Source organism: Pseudomonas sp. NPDC087346 (genome assembly GCF_044744235.1).
Taxonomy (GTDB): domain Bacteria; phylum Pseudomonadota; class Gammaproteobacteria; order Pseudomonadales; family Pseudomonadaceae; genus Aquipseudomonas.
Map to the genome: position 1 here is coordinate 26,571 of NZ_JBIUXX010000020.1, position 19,165 is coordinate 45,735.

Below are 19,165 nucleotides of genomic sequence, written 5' to 3' on the forward strand. Positions count from 1 at the left end.
GCGGGTCCTGGTGTTTTTAACACACATACCCCCTTTAACCCCCCCGCGCCCCCCCGTGTGCGCCGCCCCGCCTCTTTTTTTTTTTTTTTTTAAAAAAAAAAAAAAAAAACCCCCCCCCCCCCCCCCCCCCGCAGCTCCTACAGTGAACCAAGGCACGACATCAAGCAGAATCTGAAATTGTGGAAAACAAATTCACCAACCTGTCAAAGCGCGACATATAGACGCTGCAAATGGCTGTTTTTCCACAGTTTTGACTTGTCCCCGTTTGCTGTGGAACTGGCTGTGAATAACGTGGGAGTAGCTGGCTGGAGGCCTTTTAAACCGTGGCTTGCAGCGGTGTGATTGTTTTTTGATCAAGCATTTTTGCGGGAGCGGCAGACGTCGTTGTCAACCTTTTTCTAGGTTGCCTGAAGCAGGCGATTTCCAGTCAGCAAGCCTGTGGATAAGTCTGTGATTAAACTCTGGAAAGACTGCGCTAAGCGCCGTAATTGCTGGCCTCGCGCAATCACTGTGGTGACCGGCCGATCGTGCAAAATGCCTTGTCCCGCACAAGTGCCAGTTCAGGGTCAAGCAAAAAACTTTCTATTTCGCCCGCAAAGCCTTGTGTGGCGCGGCTTTGCGCTTTTCCACTTGCCCCCGGAAACTGTGGAAGGGACTGTGGATAACATGCGCGCACATGGCTACAGGCCACGTCACACAAGGCCTAGATAAGGCTGATCAAAATTTGATCTGAAACACATCACTGTAGGAGCTGCCGAAGGCTGCGATCTTTTGATTTTCGGTTTCTAGACACAGAGATAGATCAAAAGATCGCAGCCTTCGGCAGCTCCTACAGGGGGCGGTGGTTGCTCGTAGAAGCAGTGGCGGGCATGCTGCCTGCTGATTGTCCATTCCAAGGGCTGCCGCTGCGGCCGAAGCAAGGAGAACACGATGTCCAACACCCTGTTTATCACCGGCGCTACATCCGGTTTTGGTGAAGCCTGTGCCCGTCGTTTTGCCGAGGCCGGCTGGAAACTGGTGCTGACCGGTCGTCGTGAAGAACGCCTCAATGCGCTGTGCGCCGAGCTGTCAAAGCAGACCGAAGTGCACGGCCTGGTGCTCGATGTGCGTGATCGCAAGGCGATGGAAGAGGCGATTGACAATCTGCCGCCATCCTTCGCCAAGCTGCGGGGCCTGATCAACAACGCCGGGCTGGCGCTGGGCGTTGACCCTGCGCCGAAATGCGACCTCGACGACTGGGACACCATGGTCGACACCAACGTCAAAGGCCTGATGTACGCCACTCGCCTGTTGCTGCCACGGCTGATCGCCCATGGCCGTGGCGCCGGCATCGTCAACCTGGGTTCCATCGCTGGTAACTATCCATACCCGGGCAGTCACATCTATGGTGCGACCAAGGCCTTCGTCAAACAATTCTCGCTGAACCTGCGCTGCGATTTGCAGGGCACCGGCGTGCGGGTCAGCAACATCGAGCCGGGCCTGTGCGAAAGCGAGTTCTCGCTGGTGCGCTTTGCCGGTGATCAGGCGCGCTACGACGCTACTTACGCGGGCGCCGAGCCGATCCAGCCGCAGGACATCGCCGACACCATTTTCTGGGTGATGAATGCCCCGGCGCACATCAACATCAACAGTCTGGAACTGATGCCAGTGAGCCAGACCTGGGCCGGGTTTGCCATCGAGCGTAACAAGGCCTGACATCGCGCTGAAGCTAATCGCCAGCAGGCTGGCTCCCACATTGGAATCAGTTCGACTGTGGGAGCCAGCCTGCTGGCGATTAGGTCAAATCGGCCAAAACAGGGCTATAAGGTAAACTCCTCTCTCAACAACCCCGCCGCACCCTGCGGTTTTCGGGTTTTTCGAGGAGTCAAAGTGAGTAACCGAGGTGAGCAGTCGCTGCTCAAACAATCAACCATTCTGATGTTCGCGGTGTCGATCGCTGGGATCGTCACCGGTTTTATTTCTGGTTCGCAATCCATCCTGTTCGATGGTTTTTTCTCGCTGATAGCAACGTTCATCAAAGTCCTGATGCTGATCACCGCCAAGTTGATCGCCAAGGAAAGCAATCAGCGCTTTCAGTTCGGCTTCTGGCATCTGGAGCCGATGGTGCTGTTGATCGAAGGCAGTTTCCTGCTGCTGATCGCCATCTATGCGTTTCTCAACGGTGTGTTCGGCATCATCAATGGCGGTCGCGAGATCGAGTTGGGGCTGGTGATCATTTATGCGGCGGTGTTTACCGTGGTCGAGTTCGCTTACTTCTTCTACGTGCGGCGGCGCAATCGCAAGCTCAAGTCCAGCCTGATCCAGTTCGACAACATCAGTTGGCTGGTGGACGCGATGCTCTCGGTCGGCCTGTTGATAAGTTTCCTTGCGGCGCTGTTGCTCAAGGCCCAGGGCTTTGATCAGTGGGCGGCTTATGTCGATCCGTTGATCCTGATCGTGCTGGCGCTGACCATGCTGCCGCCAGCGTTCAAGATTCTTCGCCCGGCGCTGCGTGATGTACTGGGGATTGCCCCGGACAAGCTCGATGATCAAGTGCGCCAGGTGATGGAAGCGGCCAAGGTCGAGCATGGTTTCGACGACTACGTGTCCTATGTGCAGAAGCACGGCCGGGCGCGGTTTATCGAGATTCATGTGGTGTTGCCGGTGGATTACCGGCTGGAAAGCATCGGGCAGCTGGACGCGTTGCGCGAGGAGATTTCTCTGAAACTCGGCAAGCCTGATGCGGCGCGCTGGCTGACGATCAGCTTTACCGGGGACAAGAAGTGGATTGCCTGACTCAACTTTGAATCTGTGGTGAGGTGATTTTGTGGCGAGGGGATTTATCCCCGTTGGGCCGCGAAGCGCCCCCAAAAAGCGGGGCTGCTGCGCAACCCAACGGGGATAAATCCCCTCGCCACGAGTGCAAACAGTCAGCGCAGATATTCGGCAAGACCGCTGTAGCAGGTTGCCAAGTGATAAGGCGTGGTCGACGGCATGTCCTTGCGGCTCACTTCACCCGCTTCATCCCGGCATTCAAACCAACCACCTGCGTGCAGGAAGCGTTGCTGCAATGCCTGCAACTGGTGCAGCACCACGGCTTCGCTGTCGGCGCGTAAGGTCAACGCCCGCAGGTATTCGACCTGAGCCCAGATGCGTTGGGTCGAATCTTTCGGGCGTCCGTCCAGTTGCAGATCCAGCATCGCTCGCACTGCGCCCGATGGCTGTTCCACGCCGAACTGTTCGGTGAACGCAAACGCACGATCCAGCGCCGCATGCAGCTTCGAACCGCGCAACAATGGCGACGATTCGAGCAGGAAATACCATTCGAACTGATGCCCCGGCTCATACCAGTTATCCACAGCCCCCAGCGGCTTCTCCATCAGCACGCCGTGCTGCGGATCGACGAAGCGTTTGTGCATGGCTGTGCATAAGTCGCTGAGCGCTTGTTGCACCGTTGCATCTGGACGCACCGAAAGCGTCGCGAGCAACGCTTCGGCCAGATGCATCAACGGGTTTTGCAGCGGGCCGGTTTGCAATGTTGCCCAGTCGCGCTCAAGGCAGGATTCATAGAGGCCGTCGCCAGTGGCGAAGCGTCGAGCGATAACTTCGAAAGCCGCGTTGAGCGTCGATTCCACCAGCGGTTCGCCGGACTTTTCCCAGTAATGGGCGCAGGCGAACAGGATGAAGGCGTGGGTGTAGAGATCCTTGCGCTGATCCAGCGGTTTGCCCTGCGGATCGATACTGTAAAACCAGCCGCCGTGCTCGGCATCGTGAAAGTGCCGTTGCAACGAGCGGAACAGTGCAGCGGCGCGGACTTCGGCGTTATCCACAACCCCGATCAGGCTGGAAAACAGGTACAGCTGCCGTGCGCAGGCCATCGCCCGATAGCGTTGCGGTGGCAATGGTTGGTGCGCGGCGTCGAGCGCCTCGTAGGGCAGCGCCATGTCGGCATTCCAGCCCGGGCCTTGCCAGAGCGGCACGATCACGTTCACAAAGTGCTGTTGCACTTCGCCGAACAGGGCGGTCAATTCAGGCAGGGAGTTGGAGCGAGAAGCATGGGGCATGGGCGGACGTCGTCACGGCTGGGGCGATTGCGCGACATGGTAGCAGAGCTGCAGCCGTTAGAGACGCGGTGTCTGATCGGCCGTCATCGCTGGCAAGCCAGCTCCCACAGGTGTTGTGTGCGACCACTATCCCTGTGGGAGCTGGCTTGCCAGCGATGAGGCCGGATCAGGCAGTAAAGATTAGCCGGCGAGCAACCACGCGCCAGTCACTGCCGACGCTGCACCCGCCAGACGCACCAGCGGCGCCGCTGCCTGCGGCAACACCCGCACCACGGCATAACCCGCCGCATGCAGCGCAGCCGTCGCCATCACAAATCCTGCGGCATACGCCCACGGGCTCGACATGTCTGGCAATTCCAGACCATGCGCCACGCCATGGAACAGCGCAAACAGTGCCGTCGCCGCCACCGCCATCACCAGCGGCGGACGCACTGCCAGCGCTACCGCCAGGCCCAGCGCCAATACCGATGCCGCGATCCCGCTCTCCAGCGCCGGCAATTGCAGCCCTTCAAAGCCGAGCATGCCGCCGATCAGCATGGTGCCGACAAACGTGCACGGCAGCGCCCAGCGCGCGGCACCTTTTTGCTGTGCCGCCCACAGACCCACGGCGACCATCGCCAGCAAATGATCGAGACCACCAATCGGGTGGCTGATACCGGCCACCAGGCCACTGTCGCCATGCCCCGGGTGTGCGAAGGCCAGTGCCGGAGTCAGGAGCAGCGCCAGCGCGCCAAGAATGCGTTTGAGTGTCATGGATAAGCTTCCTTGTTGGTCAATAAATCAGGCTGCGTTGAGCAAGCCCTGGCGTTCGATGAAGGCGATGATTTCTTCAAGGCCCTGGCCGGTTTTCTGGTTGCTGAACACGAAGGGCTTGCCGTTGCGCATGCGCTTGGTGTCGCTATCCATCATTTCCAGCGAGGCACCGACCAGCGGCGCGAGGTCGATCTTGTTGATCACCAGCAGATCGGATTTGCAGATCCCCGGCCCGCCCTTGCGTGGCAGCTTGTCGCCAGCGGAAACGTCGATCACGTAGATGGTCAGGTCGGACAGTTCCGGGCTGAAGGTCGCCGAGAGGTTGTCGCCACCGGACTCCACCAGGATCAGATCCAGCCCCGGGAAACGCCGGTTCAGTTGATCCACCGCTTCGAGGTTGATCGAGGCGTCTTCGCGGATTGCCGTGTGCGGGCAGCCACCGGTTTCCACACCGATGATGCGTTCCGGCGCCAACGCTTCGTTGCGCACCAGAAAGTCGGCGTCTTCGCGGGTATAGATGTCGTTGGTGACCACGGCCAGGTTGTAGCGCTCGCGCAGTGCCAGACACAGGGCCAGGGTCAACGCGGTTTTGCCGGACCCGACCGGGCCGCCGATGCCGACGCGCAGAGGTTGTGCGTTCATGTGATTCTCCAAAATGAAAGGCCCTAGGAACGGAACAGACGGCTGTATTGGCGCTCGTGGGCCATACACGCCAGGGACAGGCCGAATGCGGCGCTGCCAATGTGTTCGGGGTTGATGCGGGTTGCGTCCTGCTGAGCCTGTTGCAGCAGCGGCAGCAATTCGCTGGTCAGGCGTTGGGCGGCTTGTTGGCCCAGCGGCAGGGTTTTCATCAGGACCGCGAGCTGGTTTTCCAGCCAGCTCCACAGCCATGCGGCGAGGGCATCTTGCGGGCTGATTTGCCAGGCGCGGGCGGCCAGTGCCCAGCCGAGGGCCAGATGTGGCTCGGCGGATTGTTCAAGAAAGCTGCGGGCCGCTGCGTCGAGCTCTGGCAAACCGTTGAGCAACTGCTGCAACGAGTAGCCCATCTGCCGACTTTCCAGATGTAGCTCCCGGGTCTCTCGGCTGGCACGATGGCTTTCGCAGATTTGCCGCAGTTCTTCCCAGTTCTCATCGGCCGCCGCCTGACAATGGGCGAGCAGCAGCGGTGCTTCGAAGCGTGCGAGATTGAGCAACAACTGATCGCTGATCCAGCGCCGTGCGGCGTCTGCATTGTTCACTCGGCCGTTATCCACAGCCATTTCCAGACCTTGCGAATAGCTGTAGCCGCCAATCGGCAACTGCGGACTGGCCAGGCGCAACAGCGCCCAGGCCGGATTCATAGGCGTACGCCGAACTGGTGCAGTTTCGGCGCGTAGTTAAAGTCCTCGTCGCCGTGCCGCGAATGGTGATGCCCGCCGCCATAGGCGCCGTGTTCCGGCTGGAACGGCGCTTCGATGGCCTCGACGTTCGCGCCGAGCTGTTCAAGCATGGCTTTGAGCACGTAATCGTCGAGCAGTCGCAGCCAGCCGTCGCCGACTTGCAGGGCAACGTGGCGGTTGCCGAGGTGATAGGCGGCGCGGGTCAGTTCGAAGGAGTTGGCGCAGGTGACGTGCAGCAGTTGTTCGGGGCGGGCGCAGACCCGGACGATACGTCCGTCTTCAGCCTGTAGGCATTCGCCGTCATACAGTGGCGGCTGACCGCGCTCCAAAAACAACCCGACGTCTTCACTGTCAGCACTGAAACAGCGCAAACGGCTTTTGCTCCGTGCTTCGAAGGTCAGGTGCAACTCGGCGACCCAGACGGGTTGAGGGTCGATTCTGCGATGAATCACCAGCATCGGAAAACTTCCAGCAGTGGACAATACTCAGGCTAGAGCAAGGGGCTTGCCAATCGGACGAGATGTAGGAAATCCCTGTCGGAGCGTAGGGGATGTTTCAAGATGTTGCGGAAATTTGCGATGGTTTGGTGCGTGAAGATTTTTACATGCACCAATTTGTAGCCTTCACCCAAAGCAATGTAGGAGTGAGCCTGCTCGCGATTGGGGCGGTACATCCAACATCAATGTGCCGGATAAACCGCTATCGCGAGCAGGCTCACTCCTACAGGGGATTTGTGCTGTTTTGGGGACGAGGGGATTACTCGGTACTGCCCAGCCCTTGCCAGTGCTTGAGCCCGATAAAAATAAAGCGCAATTGCTGGGTGATCTTCGCCTGTGGCGTCAGATGCTCAGGCAATGCTTCTGCGGGCGGGTCGATGATGTCCGGCAGGGTGGCGAACACCGATTTGACGATCAGATCAGCCATCACGCTCAGGCCGGCGATATCCAGATGCTGAAGTTTGGGCATCAGCGACAGATCGGCGGCGAGGTCGGAACTGATGTTTTCACGCAAACGACCAATCGCCAGTCGCACCGGCAGCGAGCCGCCGTACTGCTCGCGAGCGAGAAACAGGAATTGCGAACGGTTGGCGCTGACCACGTCGAGGAAGATTCGCACCGACGCATCAATGATGCCGCCCATGACAAATTCGTTGTGGCGCACCAGGCGGATGGTTTCGCGGAAGGTCTGGCCGACTTCACTGACCAGCACCAGGCCCAGTTCATCCATATCGGTGAAATGCCGGTAGAAACCGGTCGGCACGATGCCGGCGGTTTTGCTGACTTCGCGCAGGCTCAGGCTGCCGAATCCTCGGCCGCTCTCCATCAGATGGCGGGCAGCGTCCATCAGGGCATTACGGGTCTGTTGTTTCTGTTCGGCGCGGGGCAGCATCGCTTGGGCGTTTTCTTAGACAAGACAAGCGCCGCACTCTAGCAAATCGGCTTTATCGGCGTCGAACGGCAGTGGGGGAATGTTGCGGGGAAATACGCTTTCTTCTATCTATACGAAGGCTGAAAAGTCAAAAGCCCAATCTGCTGATTGGGCTTTTTTTCCAGGCCGCCATGGGCTTAGCTCAAAGCGCTGTTGCGTTCGATCACACGGTCACCACCACCTTCAGCAAGGGTTTGGCCTTGTGGGGTGCGGTCGCTACCGTCGGAAGCCAGGGTTTGGCCTTGTGGAGTGCGGTCGCTGCCGTCAGAAGCGAGTGTCTGGCCTTGTGGGGTACGGTCGCTACCGTCGGAAGCCAGAGTCTGACCTTGTGGAGTGCGATCGGAACCGTCTTGCACCAGACCTTTTTCTTCCAGGCGATCACGGCCACCTTCAGCTACAAATTGACCTTGTGGGGTTTTGTCGTAGCCATCCTGAGTGATCAGGCCTTTTTCTTTCAGGCGATCATTACCGCCTTCGGCCAGGGTTTGACCTTGTGGAGTGCGGTCGCCACCGTCAGCAGCTACGGTCTGGCTGAACACCGAGTGGTTCGATTTCACTTGTGGAGTGGCCTGGTCGGCAGCAGGCAGGGCGAAAGCAGTGCTGGCTAGCATCGACAGGGTAAGGCTGAGCAGTAATTGGCGTTTCATGATGGGTTGCTCCTTGGGAGGGCGATAAAGTGGGTACGAGGGCAATGCTACTCTCGATAAGTCGATATAAAAGTTCATAAACACAATGGTAATAATCAACAGAATTGATTGTTCTCGCGGGAGGCTCTAGATCGCGTCTTTCAGGCGGGCGGTTTTGCACCGAGGTGGGTATTTTCGACTCACTTGCGCCTCGCAAAAGTGCGGGGGCGGTAACGCTGTTCGACTGATCGGTCAGTATTTGCCCGATTTTTTGCGCCAGAATCTTCGATTCGATTAAACCTGCGGACTGTTTGCCAGTCGTAGACTTCATGAGGGCCGCTTTGGCCCGCCGTTTCAGCTGTGCGTCGCGATGTCGGCGTGCGGTCGTCATCAGGAGCTTTGTGCATGACGCGCACCGGGAAAATCTTCAGCTGGACCTTCGCCACCCTCATTCTTCTGTTGGCCGTGCTGGTGCTGGTCATCGTGTTCTTTGACTGGAACCGGATCAAACCGCCGCTCAACGCCAAAGTTTCGGAAGAACTGCATCGACCGTTCGCCATTAATGGCAACCTCGCGGTGATCTGGCAGCGCGAACCGGACGAGGGCGGCTGGCGCGCGTGGGTGCCGTGGCCCCATGTGGTCGCCGAGGATCTGAGCCTGGGTAATCCGGACTGGTCGAAAAAGCCGCAGATGGTCAGCCTCAAACGTGTCGAGCTGCGAATCTCGCCGTTGGCCCTGCTGGCGCAACGCGTGGTGATTCCACGTATCGACCTGACCGAACCCAACGCCGACCTGCAGCGTCTGGCCGATGGCCGCGCCAACTGGACCTTCAAGTTCGATCCCAAGGACCCGAATGCCGAACCGTCGAGCTGGGTGGTCGATATTGGCGCGATCAAGTTCGACAAGGGGCATGTCACCCTTGATGACCAGACGCTCAAGACCAACCTTGATGTGCTGATCGATCCGCTGGGAAAACCCATCCCGTTCAGCGAAATCGTCGGCGAAAAAGCCGCGAAGACCGCGCAGGACAAAGGTGGCGCGCCGCAGGACTATGCGTTTGGACTCAAGGTCAAAGGCCAATACCACGGCCAGAACCTCACCGCGCAGGGCAAGATCGGCGGGCTATTGGCGTTGCAGGATGCGAGCAAGCCGTTCCCGTTGCAGGCGCAAGCGAAGATCGGCGCGACCAGCATCGAACTCGCCGGCACCCTGACCGATCCGATGAACCTTGGCGCGCTCGATCTGCGCCTGAAGCTGGCCGGCGCCAGCCTCGGCAACCTCTACCCGCTGACCGGCGTGACCCTGCCGGACACGCCGCCGTACGCTACCGACGGTCACCTGATCGCCAAACTGCATGATCCCGCAGGCGCGCAATTCCGCTATGAGCAGTTCAACGGCAAGATCGGCAGCAGCGACATTCATGGTGATCTGTCCTACGTCGCCAGTCAGCCACGGCCCAAACTGAGTGGCGCATTGCTCTCCAATCAATTGTTGTTCGCCGACCTAGCACCGCTGATCGGCGCTGACTCGAATGACAAGCAAAAGGCTCGCGGCGGCGAGAGCAAACAGCCGGCGGACAAAGTGCTGCCGGTGGAAGAGTTCAAGACTGACCGCTGGCGCGAGATGGATGCCGATGTCGAGTTCACCGGCAAGCGCATCGTCCACAGCGAGAAGCTGCCGTTCACTGACCTCTATACCCACCTGAAACTGAATGACGGCGAACTCAGCCTTGAGCCGCTGCGCTTCGGCGTGGCCGGCGGCAATCTGGATGCGCAGATTCGTCTCAACGGTCGCACTGAGCCGCTGGAAGGCCGCGCGAAACTGACGGCGCGCAAGTTCAAGCTCAAGGAACTGTTCCCGACCTTCGAACCGATGAAAACCAGTTTCGGCGAGCTGAATGGCGACGCCGATATCAGCGGTCGCGGCAACTCAGTGGCGAAGTTGCTCGGTGGTGCCAACGGCTCGCTGAAAATGATCATCAACGACGGTGCGATCAGCCGCGAGCTGATGGAGCTGGCGGGGCTCAACGTCGGTAACTACGTGGTCGGCAAAATCTTTGGCGACAAGGAAGTGAAGATCAACTGCGCAGCAGCGGACTTCGATATCAAGACCGGTCTGGCGTCGACGCGACTGTTTGTGTTCGATACCGAGAACGCGATCATCTATATCGATGGCACAGCGAACATGGCGACCGAGCAACTGGATCTGACGGTGACCCCGGAATCCAAGGGCTGGCGTCTGATTTCACTGCGTTCGCCGCTGTATGTACGCGGCAAGTTCATCAAGCCCGATGCCGGGGTCAAGGCTGTGCCGTTGCTGCTGCGTGGCGCGGGGATGGTGGCGCTGGGGGTGATTGCGGCACCAGCGGCGGGGTTGCTGGCGCTGGTGGCACCGAGCGGGGGTGAGCCGAATCAGTGTGCGCCGTTGCTGGAACAGATGAAGGCGGGCAAGGCACCGGTAACCGTCAAACCAACCAAATAAGGCAGATCAAAAGATCGCAGCGTGCCGCAGCTCCTACATGGGAATGTGTTCCAAATGTAGGGGCTGCGGCACGCTGAGATCTTTTGCTTTAACGGGTTACAAGTCTTTCAGAATGTCCGCCATGTCATCGGCATGCTCTTCTTCCTGCGCAAGAATGTCTTCGAAGATGCGCCGGGTCGTCGAGTCTTTGTCGCCGATGTACTGAATGATCTCGCGGTAGCTGTCGATCGCAATCCGCTCGGCAACCAGGTCCTCGTAAACCATTTCTTTCAAAGTGTTCCCGGCCACATATTGGGCGTGGGACATTTTCGACAGCATGTCCGGATTGAATTCAGGCTCGCCGCCCAGTTGCACGATGCGCTCGGCCAGACGGTCGGCGTGCTCGGCTTCTTGGGTCGCGTGTTCGAGGAATTCGTCAGCGGCCACGTTAGCTTTCAGGCCGTTGGCCATGAAGTAGTGACGCTTGTAGCGCAACACGCAGACCAGTTCGGTGGCCAGCGACTCATTCAGCAAGCGCAGCACCTCCTCACGGTTGGCGCTGTAGCTTTCGGTCACCGCGCCGTTTTCGACGTGTTGCCGAGCGCGTTCACGCAGGGTTTTGACATCTGATAAATGCAGGTCGTCGCTCATTTCGATCTCCAGGAGGCTAATCCAATGGGCGCCACGCTCTACAGGCGTGATCGCTTACCCAAGTTGTGAGTCTCGGGCGAAGCAAAAAGTTTTATCGGTTTTACGCCTATGCGCAGGGGGGGGGCTGCCGGGAGTGCCGAAACAGCGCTGATCTGGACTGCTCATCGAGTTGTCATGTTCAGCGGGGATGCTTGGCGGGCGTTTTGCACGCCTTGCATCCACTTACCGACCACAAGGATGTTTGCCCATGTCGACACGTTATCCGCTGGTGCTGGTGCCGGGCATGCTCGGGTTTGTGCGGCTGGTGCTGTATCCGTATTGGTACGGAATCATCAAGGCGTTGCGCCGAACCGGTGCAACGGTGATCGCGGTGCAGGTGGCGCCGCTCAATTCGACCGAAGTGCGCGGCGAGCAATTGCTGGCGCGGATCGACGAGATTCTGCGCGAGACCGGCGCCGCCAAGGTCAACCTGATCGGCCATAGCCAGGGTTCGCTGACTGCGCGTTACGCGGCGGCCAAGCGTCCGGATCTGGTGGCGTCGGTGACCTCGGTGGCCGGGCCTAATCACGGTTCGGAACTGGCTGATCACCTGGAAAAACACTACCCGGCAGACAGCGCCAAAGGGCGAGTCCTTGAAGTGCTGCTGCGCTTTATCGGCTGGCTGATGGGTGTGATGGAAACCGGTTACCACGGACCGAAATTTGCCGCGGACATTCATGCTTCGCATCAATCGCTGACGACTGAAGGCGTTGCGCTGTTCAATCAGCGTTATCCACAGGGCTTGCCTGAAATCTGGGGCGGGCAGGGGCCGGAAGAGGTCAACGGTGTGCGTTATTACTCGTGGTCGGGGACTTTGCAGCCGGGCAAGACTGATCGGGGCGGTAATCTATTCGATGGGACCAATCGCAGTTGCCGGTTATTTGCTCGAACCTTTGTGCGTGAGCCGGGGCAGTGCGACGGGATGGTCGGGCGCTACAGCTCGCATCTGGGCACGGTGATTGGCGACGACTATCCAATGGATCACTTCGACATCGTCAATCAGTCGTTGGGGCTGGTGGGGAAGGGGGCAGATCCGGTGCGGCTGTTTGTCGAACATGCGGCGCGGCTGGAGGCTGCGGGTGTTTAACCGTTGAACCGGGTTATCGTTCATCGCTGGCAAGCCAGCTCCCACAGGAATTCAGGTTGTTCACAATACCTGTGTTCGACACAAAACCTGTGGGAGCTGGCTTGCCAGCGATGAGGCCCGATCAGGCAACGCTGAGTTTGCGACCCAACACGGTCGTCCAGCGCTCCGACAAAATCACCCCGGCCAACGTCAGCAATCCGCCAACCAGGTGATACATCGCCAACTGCTCATGCAGCACCGCCGCCGCAATCAGCGCGGTAATCACCGGCAGCAGATTGAAAAACAGCGTCGTGCGGCTCGGCCCCAGTCGCACCACGGCCTGCATCCACGCCAGCGGCGCAACCATCGAAGCCAGCAGGCACGCATACAGCACCAGCGGAATGTTTTGCGCGGTCAAACCGGTTTTCTCTGAAGCGGCAAACAGCGGAAACAACACCACAATCGCCACCAATACCTGCAAATACAGGAGCACCAGCGGCGGCAGGCGCAACTGCCATTTTTTCAGCAAGGTGCTGTAGATCGCGTAGGCCAGGGTCGCGATCAGCATCATCGCATCCCCCAGATTGACCCCGTGTTGCAGCAGTGCACCGAGGCTGCCGGACGACACCACCACCAGCACACCGGCAAACGACAGTACCGCACCGACCAATGCGCCGGCAGTCAGGCGCTGGCCGAGGCTGATGATCGCCATGGTCAGCGACATCAGCGGCATCAGCGACAGGATGATGCCCATGTTGGTGGCGGTGGTCAGGGTCGCGGCGAAATAAGCGAGGCTTTGATAAACCGCCATGCCGAGCACGCCGAGCACGAAAATCTTGCCGAGGTTCGGGCGGATTTGCGGCCAGTGGGCGATAACGGATTTGAGCATGAACGGGGTGAACAACAGGCCGGCGAGCAGCCAGCGGTAGAAACCGATCTCGGCGGGGAAAATCGCCCCGACCGCCAGTTTGTTGATCACCGTGTTGCCGGCCCAGATAAAAATCGCCAGCAGGGGAAACGCGTATTGCATGAGTTGAAACCAGTACGTTGATGAAGTGTGATTATCCCTTGTCTGGATGCAGCCCTATACTTCGAACCGGACAACCTGCCTCTGAAACCGGACAGCATGAACAGCAAACACATCGATCTGCTGGATTTCAGCGAACTGCCATCGGCGGTGTACTTCCGCTATGCCGACTTCAATGCCCACGAATTCGCTGCGCCGCACCGCCATTCGTGGGGCACGCTTGAGTACGCGGCGCACGGCGTGCTGCACATGGACGTCGACGGCAACCGTTTCATGTCGCCGCCGCAATACGCGGTGTGGGTGCCGCCGCAGATCGAGCACAGTTTCTACAGCCATCAACCGGTCAACTATCGGGCGGTATGCCTTGATCCCAAGGTGTGTGCAAATTTGCCGGCGCGGGCCTGCACGCTGGCGATCAGCGACATCCTCAAGGCGATTCTCAAGGACTTCGCCGCCCGCGACGTGAAGATCCCCGAACTCGACGCCGATCAACGATTGGCCCAGGTGCTGGTCGATCAACTGCAACAGGCGCCGGTGCATGAATGTTATCTGCCGTACGCGAGCAATCCGGGTTTGCTGGCGATCCTCGAAGCGTTGCAGGCCGAGCCCGGCAACAACCAGCCGCTGGCGTATTGGGCGGCGCAGGTGCATGTCAGCGAGAGGACGCTGGCTCGGCAGTTTGTGCGAGAACTGGGGATGAGTTTCGGCGAATGGCGCCAGCGTCTGCGCTATCTCGCAGCCATCGAGTTGCTGGAAACACCACGCAGCGTGCAGGAAATCGCTTTCGACCTGGGTTACAGCAGCGGTTCGGCATTCATCGCCATGTTTGCGCGTCAGGCCGGGTGTACGCCGGAGCAGTATCGACGCAGCCATCTCGAAGGCAGGAAGGTGTAACAAGATTTGGCTACACTCCAGCAGAGGTCGCATCCATCGGTGCGGCGACAAGGAGAAAACTCCATGAAGATGTTGCGTGTCCCTTTGTTGATGATCGGTCTGCTCCTGTGTTCCCAAGGTTTCGCCGCCACGGCGCAACAGAACAAAATGACCACCTGCAATGCCGACGCTAGCGCCAAGAGCCTCAAGGGCGACGAGCGCAAGACCTTCATGAGTACTTGCCTGAAGGCAGCACCTGCGGCGAACGACGCCAAGGTCCTGACCCCGCAGCAGGAAAAAATGAAAACCTGTAACGCCGACGCGAAAACCAAAGCCCTGGCCGGCGATGCGCGCAAGACGTTCATGAGTGATTGCCTGAAGAAAAAGTAATCACCTCGTCCCTGTGGTGACCGGACGGGCCTCATCGCGGGCAAGCCCGCTCCTACAGGGTTTTGGCTAGTTCGCAAATTTTGTGCACGACGCAATCCCTGTGGTAGCTGGCTTGCCAGCGATGGGCCCGAAAGGTCAGCCATTCTTCGACTCAAGCATGCGACCAAGGTCGACCAGCACAATTCCTAGTGCTCACCCCGGATCGCTGGCAGACTGCCAATCCTTTTACGCCGTTCGTTTTGAGGCTGTATGCCAACGTTTTCTGAGCGTCATGTAGTGTTCTGGGTCAGTTGCATCATCATTTTCGGCGGTCTGCTGCTGGTGCTGCCGCTGCGGTTGTTGCCCAGTCTGTTGGCCGGTCTGCTGGTGTACGAGCTGGTCAATATGCTCACCCCGCAATTGCAACGGCTGATCGAAGGCCGGCGCGCGCGCTGGCTGGCGGTGGCGCTGCTCGGCACGCTGGTGGTGAGTGTGCTGGCGTTGATCTTCGCCGGAGCCATCAGTTTCCTGCTGCACGAAGCAGAAAACCCCGGGGCATCCCTCGACAAATTCATGGGCGTGGTTGATCGCGCTCGCGGGCAATTGCCGCCATTTCTTGACGCCTATCTACCGGCCAGTGCCGCCGAATTTCGCGTGGCTATCGGTGAATGGCTGAGCAAGCACCTGTCCGACCTGCAACTGGTGGGCAAGGACGCGGCGCACATGTTCGTCACACTGCTGATCGGCATGGTGCTGGGGGCTATCATCGCCTTGCAGCGGGTGCCGGACCTGACCAAACGCAAACCACTGGCCGCTGCGCTGTTTGATCGACTGCACCTGCTGGTGCAGGCGTTTCGCAACATCGTCTTCGCCCAGATCAAGATTTCCCTGCTCAACACCTTCTTCACCGCGATATTTCTCGCAGTGATCCTGCCGATGTTCGGCATCAAGCTGCCGCTGACCAAGACTCTGATCGTGCTGACCTTCCTGCTCGGTCTGCTGCCGGTGATCGGCAATCTGATGTCGAACACGCTGATCACTATCGTCGGTCTGTCGCTGTCGATCTGGGTGGCGGTGGCGGCACTGGGTTATCTGATCTTTATCCACAAGCTCGAATACTTCCTCAACGCGCGCATCGTCGGCGGGCAGATCAGTGCCAAGTCGTGGGAGTTGCTGCTGGCGATGCTGGTGTTCGAGGCCGCGTTCGGCCTGCCGGGAGTGGTGGCAGGGCCGATTTATTACGCGTATCTGAAGAGCGAGTTGAAGCTGGGCGGGATGGTGTAGTCAGTCTTTTTGGCAGGTGATCTACTTGTGGCGAGGGGATTTATCCCCGTTGGGGCGCGAAGCGGCCCCGCTCTTTAACAGCAGGGCCTGCTGCGCAGGCCAACGGGGATAAATCCCCTCACCACAAAAGCTTATCAACCATAAACTTTGGATTCAGGCCATCGAGCCGTAGCGCTTCATCGCTTCGATCGCCAGACCACTGCCGATGCTGCCGAAGATGTTGCCTTCGACATGCCGGGCGTTCGGCAGCATGGCCGAGACGCTGTTGCGCAGCGCCGGGATGCCGCTCGAACCGCCGGTAAAGAACACCGTATCGACTTGATCCACCGCCACGTTGGCGTCGCTCAGCATCTGCGTGACGCTGCCGCGTACCCGCTCCAGCAGCGCGTCGATGGCCGATTCGAACAGGGCGCGAGTCAGTTCCACGCTCAACCCGGCTTCGATCCGGTCCAGCGGCACATGGCGGCTGTCGCTGTGGGTCAGCTGGATCTTGGTTTCTTCGACTTCCATCGCCAGCCAGTGACCGGCGCGCTGCTCGATCAACTTGAACAGACGGTCGATGCCGCCAGTGTCTTCGATGTCGTACCGCATGCTGCCCAGCGCCAGGCTCGACTTCTGCGAGTACACCGAGTTGATGGTGTGCCAGGTCGCCAGGTTCATGTGATGGCTGGTCGGCATGTAAGCGCCGCTCTTCATGCGGCTGCCATAACCGAACAGCGGCATCAGGCCTTGCAGGCTCAGCTGTTTGTCGAAGTCGGTCCCGCCGATGTGCACACCACCGGTGGCGAGGATGTCATCGTGACGGTTGTCGTGTTTGCGGCGTTCAGGCGACAGGCGCACCAGCGAGAAGTCGGACGTACCACCGCCGATATCGACGATCAGTACCAGTTCTTCCTTTTCGATGGTCGACTCGTAGTCGAATGCGGCGGCAATCGGTTCGTACTGGAACGACACTTCTTTGAAGCCGATGGCGCGGGCCACGTCGACCAAGGTGTTTTCGGCTTCCTGGTCCGCCAGCTCATCGTCATCGACGAAGAACACCGGACGACCGAGTACCACTTCCTCGAACTCCCGACCGGCGGTAGCTTCGGCGCGGTTCTTCAGTTGGCCGATGAACAGACCAAGCAAATCCTTGAACGGCATCGCCGTGCCGAGAACGCTGGTGTCGTGTTTGATCAGCTTGGAACCCAGCAGGCTCTTCAGCGAGCGCATCAGCCGGCCTTCGTAGCCTTCCAGGTACTCGTGCAGCGCCAGACGGCCGTACACCGGGCGACGCTCTTCGATGTTGAAGAACACCACGGACGGCAGGGTGATCTTGTCGTCTTCCAGCGCGATCATCGTTTCCACGCCGGGGCGCAGCCAGCCGACTGTGGAGTTGGACGTGCCGAAGTCGATACCGCAGGCACGGGCTGGAGAGGCGTCTTTCATGTCTTTCGGTTCCGGTCAAAAAAACGGCCGCGCAGTGTATGTCAGAGCGCGACAGATTCGAAGGCCGATCATCTGCTATTTCGCGACTAAGCTTGCTTGAAACTCCGGCTTTCGCCCCAAACTTGCTGGCATGGGCCGGCAGACATACCGGCGGTCGCAAGAACCGCCGTCCACTGCCGATAAACTTCTGCTGCGCCACCCGGTCACAAACATGAGATCGGTCAACCCGGCTTGCGCGAATCGGCGCATGCTGGCCAAGGCGCGAAACCGATAACGGATGGTGACTCCTTCAATGGACTTCAAAGACTATTACAAGATACTCGGCGTGGAGCCGACAGCTGACGACAAGGCGATCAAGGCCGCCTATCGCAAGCTGGCGCGCAAATACCACCCCGATGTCAGCAAGGAAAAAGACGCCGAGGCCAAGTTCAAGGATGCCTCGGAAGCCTATGAAGCGCTGAAAAGCGCCGATAAACGTGCCGAATACGACGAGCTGCGCCGTTATGGTCAGCACGGTCAGCCGTTCCAGGGGCCGCCGGGCTGGCAGAGCCGTGGTGGTTTTGGCGGTGGCGGCGGTGGCCAGGACACCGGTGACTTCTCGGACTTTTTCAGTTCGATCTTCGGCAATCGCGGCCCCGGTTTCGGTGGCGGCGATGGTCGGCAATCGCGTAGCGCAGGGCGGCGGGGACAAGACGTGGAAATGGAACTGCCGATCTTCCTTGAAGAGACGCTTTCGAACGAATCGAAAAAAGTCAGCTTCCAGGTGCCGCAATACAACGCGGCAGGCCAGCACGTCAGCAACACCAGCAAGAGCCTGAACGTGAAGATTCCGGCCGGTGTCACCGACGGCGAGCGTATTCGCCTCAAAGGCCAGGGCGCGCCGGGCATCGGTGGTGGAGCGAATGGCGATCTGTACCTGACCATTCGTTTTGCGCCGCACCCGAAATTTGATGTCGAAGGCGAGAACCTGATCATCACGCTGCCATTGGCACCGTGGGAGCTGGCGCTGGGTACCGAAGTGGCGGTGCCGACGCTGACCGGCAAGATCAATCTCAAGGTTCCGGCCGGCAGCCAGAACGGCCAGCGCATGCGTGCCAAGGGTCATGGCTTGCAGAACAAGGCCGGCGAGCGCGGTTACCTGTTCGTGCAGCTCAAGGCCGTGATGCCGAAAACCGCCGACGATGAGGTCAAGGCGTTGTGGCAGGAACTGGCGAAGAAAGCCGCCTTCAATCCGCGAGAGAACTTCTGAATCAGACGACGGAGTAGCCCCTATGAGCAGCCCCCTGATCGTTCAACTGGACATGGCAGAATTCTGTGAGGCGGCCGATTTGTCGGACGTCTACGTGATCGAAATCGTCGAGCACGGCATCCTCGAACCTCAGGGCGCGCTGCCCCGGGAGTGGCGCTTCACCGACTACGAACTGGCCCTGGCCAAACGCGCCGCCAAGCTGCGGCGCGATCTGGAGCTGGAGTGGGAAGGTGTGGCGCTGGCGCTGAATCTGCTGGAAGAAGTGCAAGAGCTGCGGGCTGAAAACCAGATGCTCAAGCAGCGGCTGGGGCGCCTGGTCGTCGAGTAGGTTCTCGGTAGTATTTTCGGGCCTCATCGCTGGCAGGCCAGCTCCCACAAGGTTTAGCGTCGTTCATCCATTCTGCATTCGACGACGTTCCTGTGAGAGCTGGCGCTTCACCGACTACGAACTGGCCCTGGCCAAACGCGCCGCCAAGCTGCGGCGCGATCT

The 19,165-nt window shown here is 59.3% G+C and carries 19 protein-coding genes; 9 read left to right on the top strand and 10 right to left on the bottom strand.

Features of this window, described 5'->3' with window-relative positions; translation table 11 throughout:
* The first annotated feature begins 930 nt into the window (after positions 1-930).
* Together ACIOZM_RS14240 and ACIOZM_RS14245 are read left to right on the top strand one after the other, a co-directional pair.
* The gene (locus ACIOZM_RS14240; RefSeq protein WP_401214733.1) at positions 931-1,695 is read left to right on the top strand and encodes an SDR family oxidoreductase; all 765 of its coding nucleotides are present in this window, start codon (positions 931-933) and stop codon (positions 1,693-1,695) included.
* A gap of 174 nt (positions 1,696-1,869) precedes the next feature.
* Complete coding sequence (locus ACIOZM_RS14245) at positions 1,870-2,775, top strand: cation diffusion facilitator family transporter (protein ID WP_401214736.1); 906 nt, start codon at positions 1,870-1,872, stop codon at positions 2,773-2,775.
* 134 nt (positions 2,776-2,909) lie between these two features.
* On the opposite strand, the gene ACIOZM_RS14250 is transcribed toward ACIOZM_RS14245, so the two are convergent.
* The 7 genes from ACIOZM_RS14250 to ACIOZM_RS14280 all read right to left on the bottom strand — a co-directional run bounded on the left by ACIOZM_RS14250 (position 2,910) and on the right by ACIOZM_RS14280 (position 8,250).
* The gene (locus ACIOZM_RS14250) at positions 2,910-4,043 is read right to left on the bottom strand and encodes an AGE family epimerase/isomerase (protein WP_401214739.1); all 1,134 of its coding nucleotides are present in this window, start codon (positions 4,041-4,043) and stop codon (positions 2,910-2,912) included.
* A 180-nt stretch (positions 4,044-4,223) separates the two neighbouring features.
* Positions 4,224-4,796 carry a HupE/UreJ family protein gene (locus ACIOZM_RS14255; RefSeq protein WP_401214742.1) on the bottom strand — a complete coding sequence of 191 codons (573 nt, stop codon included), beginning with the start codon at positions 4,794-4,796 and terminating at the stop codon, positions 4,224-4,226.
* A 27-nt stretch (positions 4,797-4,823) separates the two neighbouring features.
* Positions 4,824-5,438 (bottom strand): urease accessory protein UreG, encoded by a 615-nt coding sequence (ureG, locus tag ACIOZM_RS14260; RefSeq protein ID WP_401214745.1) that lies wholly within the window; start codon positions 5,436-5,438, stop codon positions 4,824-4,826.
* Positions 5,439-5,461: 23 nt separating this feature from the next.
* The gene (locus tag ACIOZM_RS14265; protein WP_401214748.1) at positions 5,462-6,136 is read right to left on the bottom strand and encodes an urease accessory protein UreF; all 675 of its coding nucleotides are present in this window, start codon (positions 6,134-6,136) and stop codon (positions 5,462-5,464) included.
* Complete coding sequence (gene ureE / locus ACIOZM_RS14270; protein ID WP_401214751.1) at positions 6,133-6,633, bottom strand: urease accessory protein UreE; 501 nt, start codon at positions 6,631-6,633, stop codon at positions 6,133-6,135. Before ureE ends, ACIOZM_RS14265 begins: the two co-directional genes overlap by 4 nt.
* 298 nt (positions 6,634-6,931) lie before the next feature.
* A complete protein-coding gene (locus ACIOZM_RS14275; protein WP_401214753.1) occupies positions 6,932-7,564 on the bottom strand; it encodes a TetR family transcriptional regulator in 633 nt (210 codons plus the stop codon).
* Between the two features lie 176 nt (positions 7,565-7,740).
* Positions 7,741-8,250 carry a hypothetical protein gene (locus tag ACIOZM_RS14280; RefSeq protein WP_401214756.1) on the bottom strand — a complete coding sequence of 170 codons (510 nt, stop codon included), beginning with the start codon at positions 8,248-8,250 and terminating at the stop codon, positions 7,741-7,743.
* A gap of 384 nt (positions 8,251-8,634) precedes the next feature.
* Here ACIOZM_RS14280 and ACIOZM_RS14285 point away from each other — a divergent pair, with 384 nt between their 5' ends.
* A complete protein-coding gene (locus tag ACIOZM_RS14285) occupies positions 8,635-10,710 on the top strand; it encodes an AsmA family protein (RefSeq protein WP_401214759.1) in 2,076 nt (691 codons plus the stop codon).
* A gap of 96 nt (positions 10,711-10,806) precedes the next feature.
* Here ACIOZM_RS14285 and ACIOZM_RS14290 read toward each other — a convergent pair whose 3' ends face one another.
* A complete protein-coding gene (locus tag ACIOZM_RS14290) occupies positions 10,807-11,340 on the bottom strand; it encodes a bacterioferritin (RefSeq protein WP_401214761.1) in 534 nt (177 codons plus the stop codon).
* Between the two features lie 247 nt (positions 11,341-11,587).
* On the opposite strand from ACIOZM_RS14290, the gene ACIOZM_RS14295 reads away from it, so the two are divergent.
* The gene (locus tag ACIOZM_RS14295; RefSeq protein ID WP_401214764.1) at positions 11,588-12,466 is read left to right on the top strand and encodes an esterase/lipase family protein; all 879 of its coding nucleotides are present in this window, start codon (positions 11,588-11,590) and stop codon (positions 12,464-12,466) included.
* Between the two features lie 121 nt (positions 12,467-12,587).
* Here ACIOZM_RS14295 and ACIOZM_RS14300 read toward each other — a convergent pair whose 3' ends face one another.
* Entirely contained in the window at positions 12,588-13,475 is an 888-nt protein-coding gene (locus tag ACIOZM_RS14300; RefSeq protein WP_401214766.1) for a DMT family transporter, read from the bottom strand.
* A 96-nt stretch (positions 13,476-13,571) separates the two neighbouring features.
* On the opposite strand from ACIOZM_RS14300, the gene ACIOZM_RS14305 reads away from it, so the two are divergent.
* From ACIOZM_RS14305 to ACIOZM_RS14315, 3 genes are all read left to right on the top strand, one after another.
* Positions 13,572-14,366, top strand: a complete 795-nt coding sequence (locus tag ACIOZM_RS14305; RefSeq protein WP_401214768.1) for an AraC family transcriptional regulator — start codon at positions 13,572-13,574, stop codon at positions 14,364-14,366.
* Between the two features lie 63 nt (positions 14,367-14,429).
* Positions 14,430-14,735: a PsiF family protein gene (locus tag ACIOZM_RS14310; RefSeq protein WP_401214771.1), complete on the top strand. Its 306-nt coding sequence runs from the start codon at positions 14,430-14,432 to the stop codon at positions 14,733-14,735.
* 249 nt (positions 14,736-14,984) lie between these two features.
* Positions 14,985-15,998 (top strand): AI-2E family transporter, encoded by a 1,014-nt coding sequence (locus tag ACIOZM_RS14315; RefSeq protein WP_401214773.1) that lies wholly within the window; start codon positions 14,985-14,987, stop codon positions 15,996-15,998.
* A 153-nt stretch (positions 15,999-16,151) separates the two neighbouring features.
* On the opposite strand, the gene ACIOZM_RS14320 is transcribed toward ACIOZM_RS14315, so the two are convergent.
* Positions 16,152-17,426: an Hsp70 family protein gene (locus ACIOZM_RS14320; RefSeq protein ID WP_401214776.1), complete on the bottom strand. Its 1,275-nt coding sequence runs from the start codon at positions 17,424-17,426 to the stop codon at positions 16,152-16,154.
* A gap of 292 nt (positions 17,427-17,718) precedes the next feature.
* Between ACIOZM_RS14320 and ACIOZM_RS14325 the strand changes: the two genes are divergently transcribed.
* Both ACIOZM_RS14325 and ACIOZM_RS14330 read left to right on the top strand, forming a co-directional pair.
* Positions 17,719-18,675, top strand: a complete 957-nt coding sequence (locus ACIOZM_RS14325) for a DnaJ C-terminal domain-containing protein (RefSeq protein ID WP_401214779.1) — start codon at positions 17,719-17,721, stop codon at positions 18,673-18,675.
* 22 nt (positions 18,676-18,697) lie between these two features.
* Positions 18,698-19,003 carry a chaperone modulator CbpM gene (locus tag ACIOZM_RS14330; protein ID WP_401214781.1) on the top strand — a complete coding sequence of 102 codons (306 nt, stop codon included), beginning with the start codon at positions 18,698-18,700 and terminating at the stop codon, positions 19,001-19,003.
* Positions 19,004-19,165: the final 162 nt, after the last annotated feature.

Coding starts and splice junctions, on each gene's coding strand:
- ACIOZM_RS14275 (WP_401214753.1), bottom strand. CDS start 7,564: ATGCTGCCCCGCGCCGAACAGAAACAACAGACCCGTAATGCCCTGATG.
- ureE (WP_401214751.1), bottom strand. CDS start 6,633: ATGCTGGTGATTCATCGCAGAATCGACCCTCAACCCGTCTGGGTCGCC.
- ACIOZM_RS14325 (WP_401214779.1), top strand. CDS start 17,719: ATGGACTTCAAAGACTATTACAAGATACTCGGCGTGGAGCCGACAGCT.
- ACIOZM_RS14315 (WP_401214773.1), top strand. CDS start 14,985: ATGCCAACGTTTTCTGAGCGTCATGTAGTGTTCTGGGTCAGTTGCATC.
- ACIOZM_RS14300 (WP_401214766.1), bottom strand. CDS start 13,475: ATGCAATACGCGTTTCCCCTGCTGGCGATTTTTATCTGGGCCGGCAAC.
- ACIOZM_RS14280 (WP_401214756.1), bottom strand. CDS start 8,250: ATGAAACGCCAATTACTGCTCAGCCTTACCCTGTCGATGCTAGCCAGC.
- ACIOZM_RS14290 (WP_401214761.1), bottom strand. CDS start 11,340: ATGAGCGACGACCTGCATTTATCAGATGTCAAAACCCTGCGTGAACGC.
- ACIOZM_RS14285 (WP_401214759.1), top strand. CDS start 8,635: ATGACGCGCACCGGGAAAATCTTCAGCTGGACCTTCGCCACCCTCATT.
- ACIOZM_RS14240 (WP_401214733.1), top strand. CDS start 931: ATGTCCAACACCCTGTTTATCACCGGCGCTACATCCGGTTTTGGTGAA.
- ACIOZM_RS14265 (WP_401214748.1), bottom strand. CDS start 6,136: ATGAATCCGGCCTGGGCGCTGTTGCGCCTGGCCAGTCCGCAGTTGCCG.
- ureG (WP_401214745.1), bottom strand. CDS start 5,438: ATGAACGCACAACCTCTGCGCGTCGGCATCGGCGGCCCGGTCGGGTCC.
- ACIOZM_RS14250 (WP_401214739.1), bottom strand. CDS start 4,043: ATGCCCCATGCTTCTCGCTCCAACTCCCTGCCTGAATTGACCGCCCTG.
- ACIOZM_RS14295 (WP_401214764.1), top strand. CDS start 11,588: ATGTCGACACGTTATCCGCTGGTGCTGGTGCCGGGCATGCTCGGGTTT.
- ACIOZM_RS14320 (WP_401214776.1), bottom strand. CDS start 17,426: ATGAAAGACGCCTCTCCAGCCCGTGCCTGCGGTATCGACTTCGGCACG.
- ACIOZM_RS14305 (WP_401214768.1), top strand. CDS start 13,572: ATGAACAGCAAACACATCGATCTGCTGGATTTCAGCGAACTGCCATCG.
- ACIOZM_RS14330 (WP_401214781.1), top strand. CDS start 18,698: ATGAGCAGCCCCCTGATCGTTCAACTGGACATGGCAGAATTCTGTGAG.
- ACIOZM_RS14310 (WP_401214771.1), top strand. CDS start 14,430: ATGAAGATGTTGCGTGTCCCTTTGTTGATGATCGGTCTGCTCCTGTGT.
- ACIOZM_RS14255 (WP_401214742.1), bottom strand. CDS start 4,796: ATGACACTCAAACGCATTCTTGGCGCGCTGGCGCTGCTCCTGACTCCG.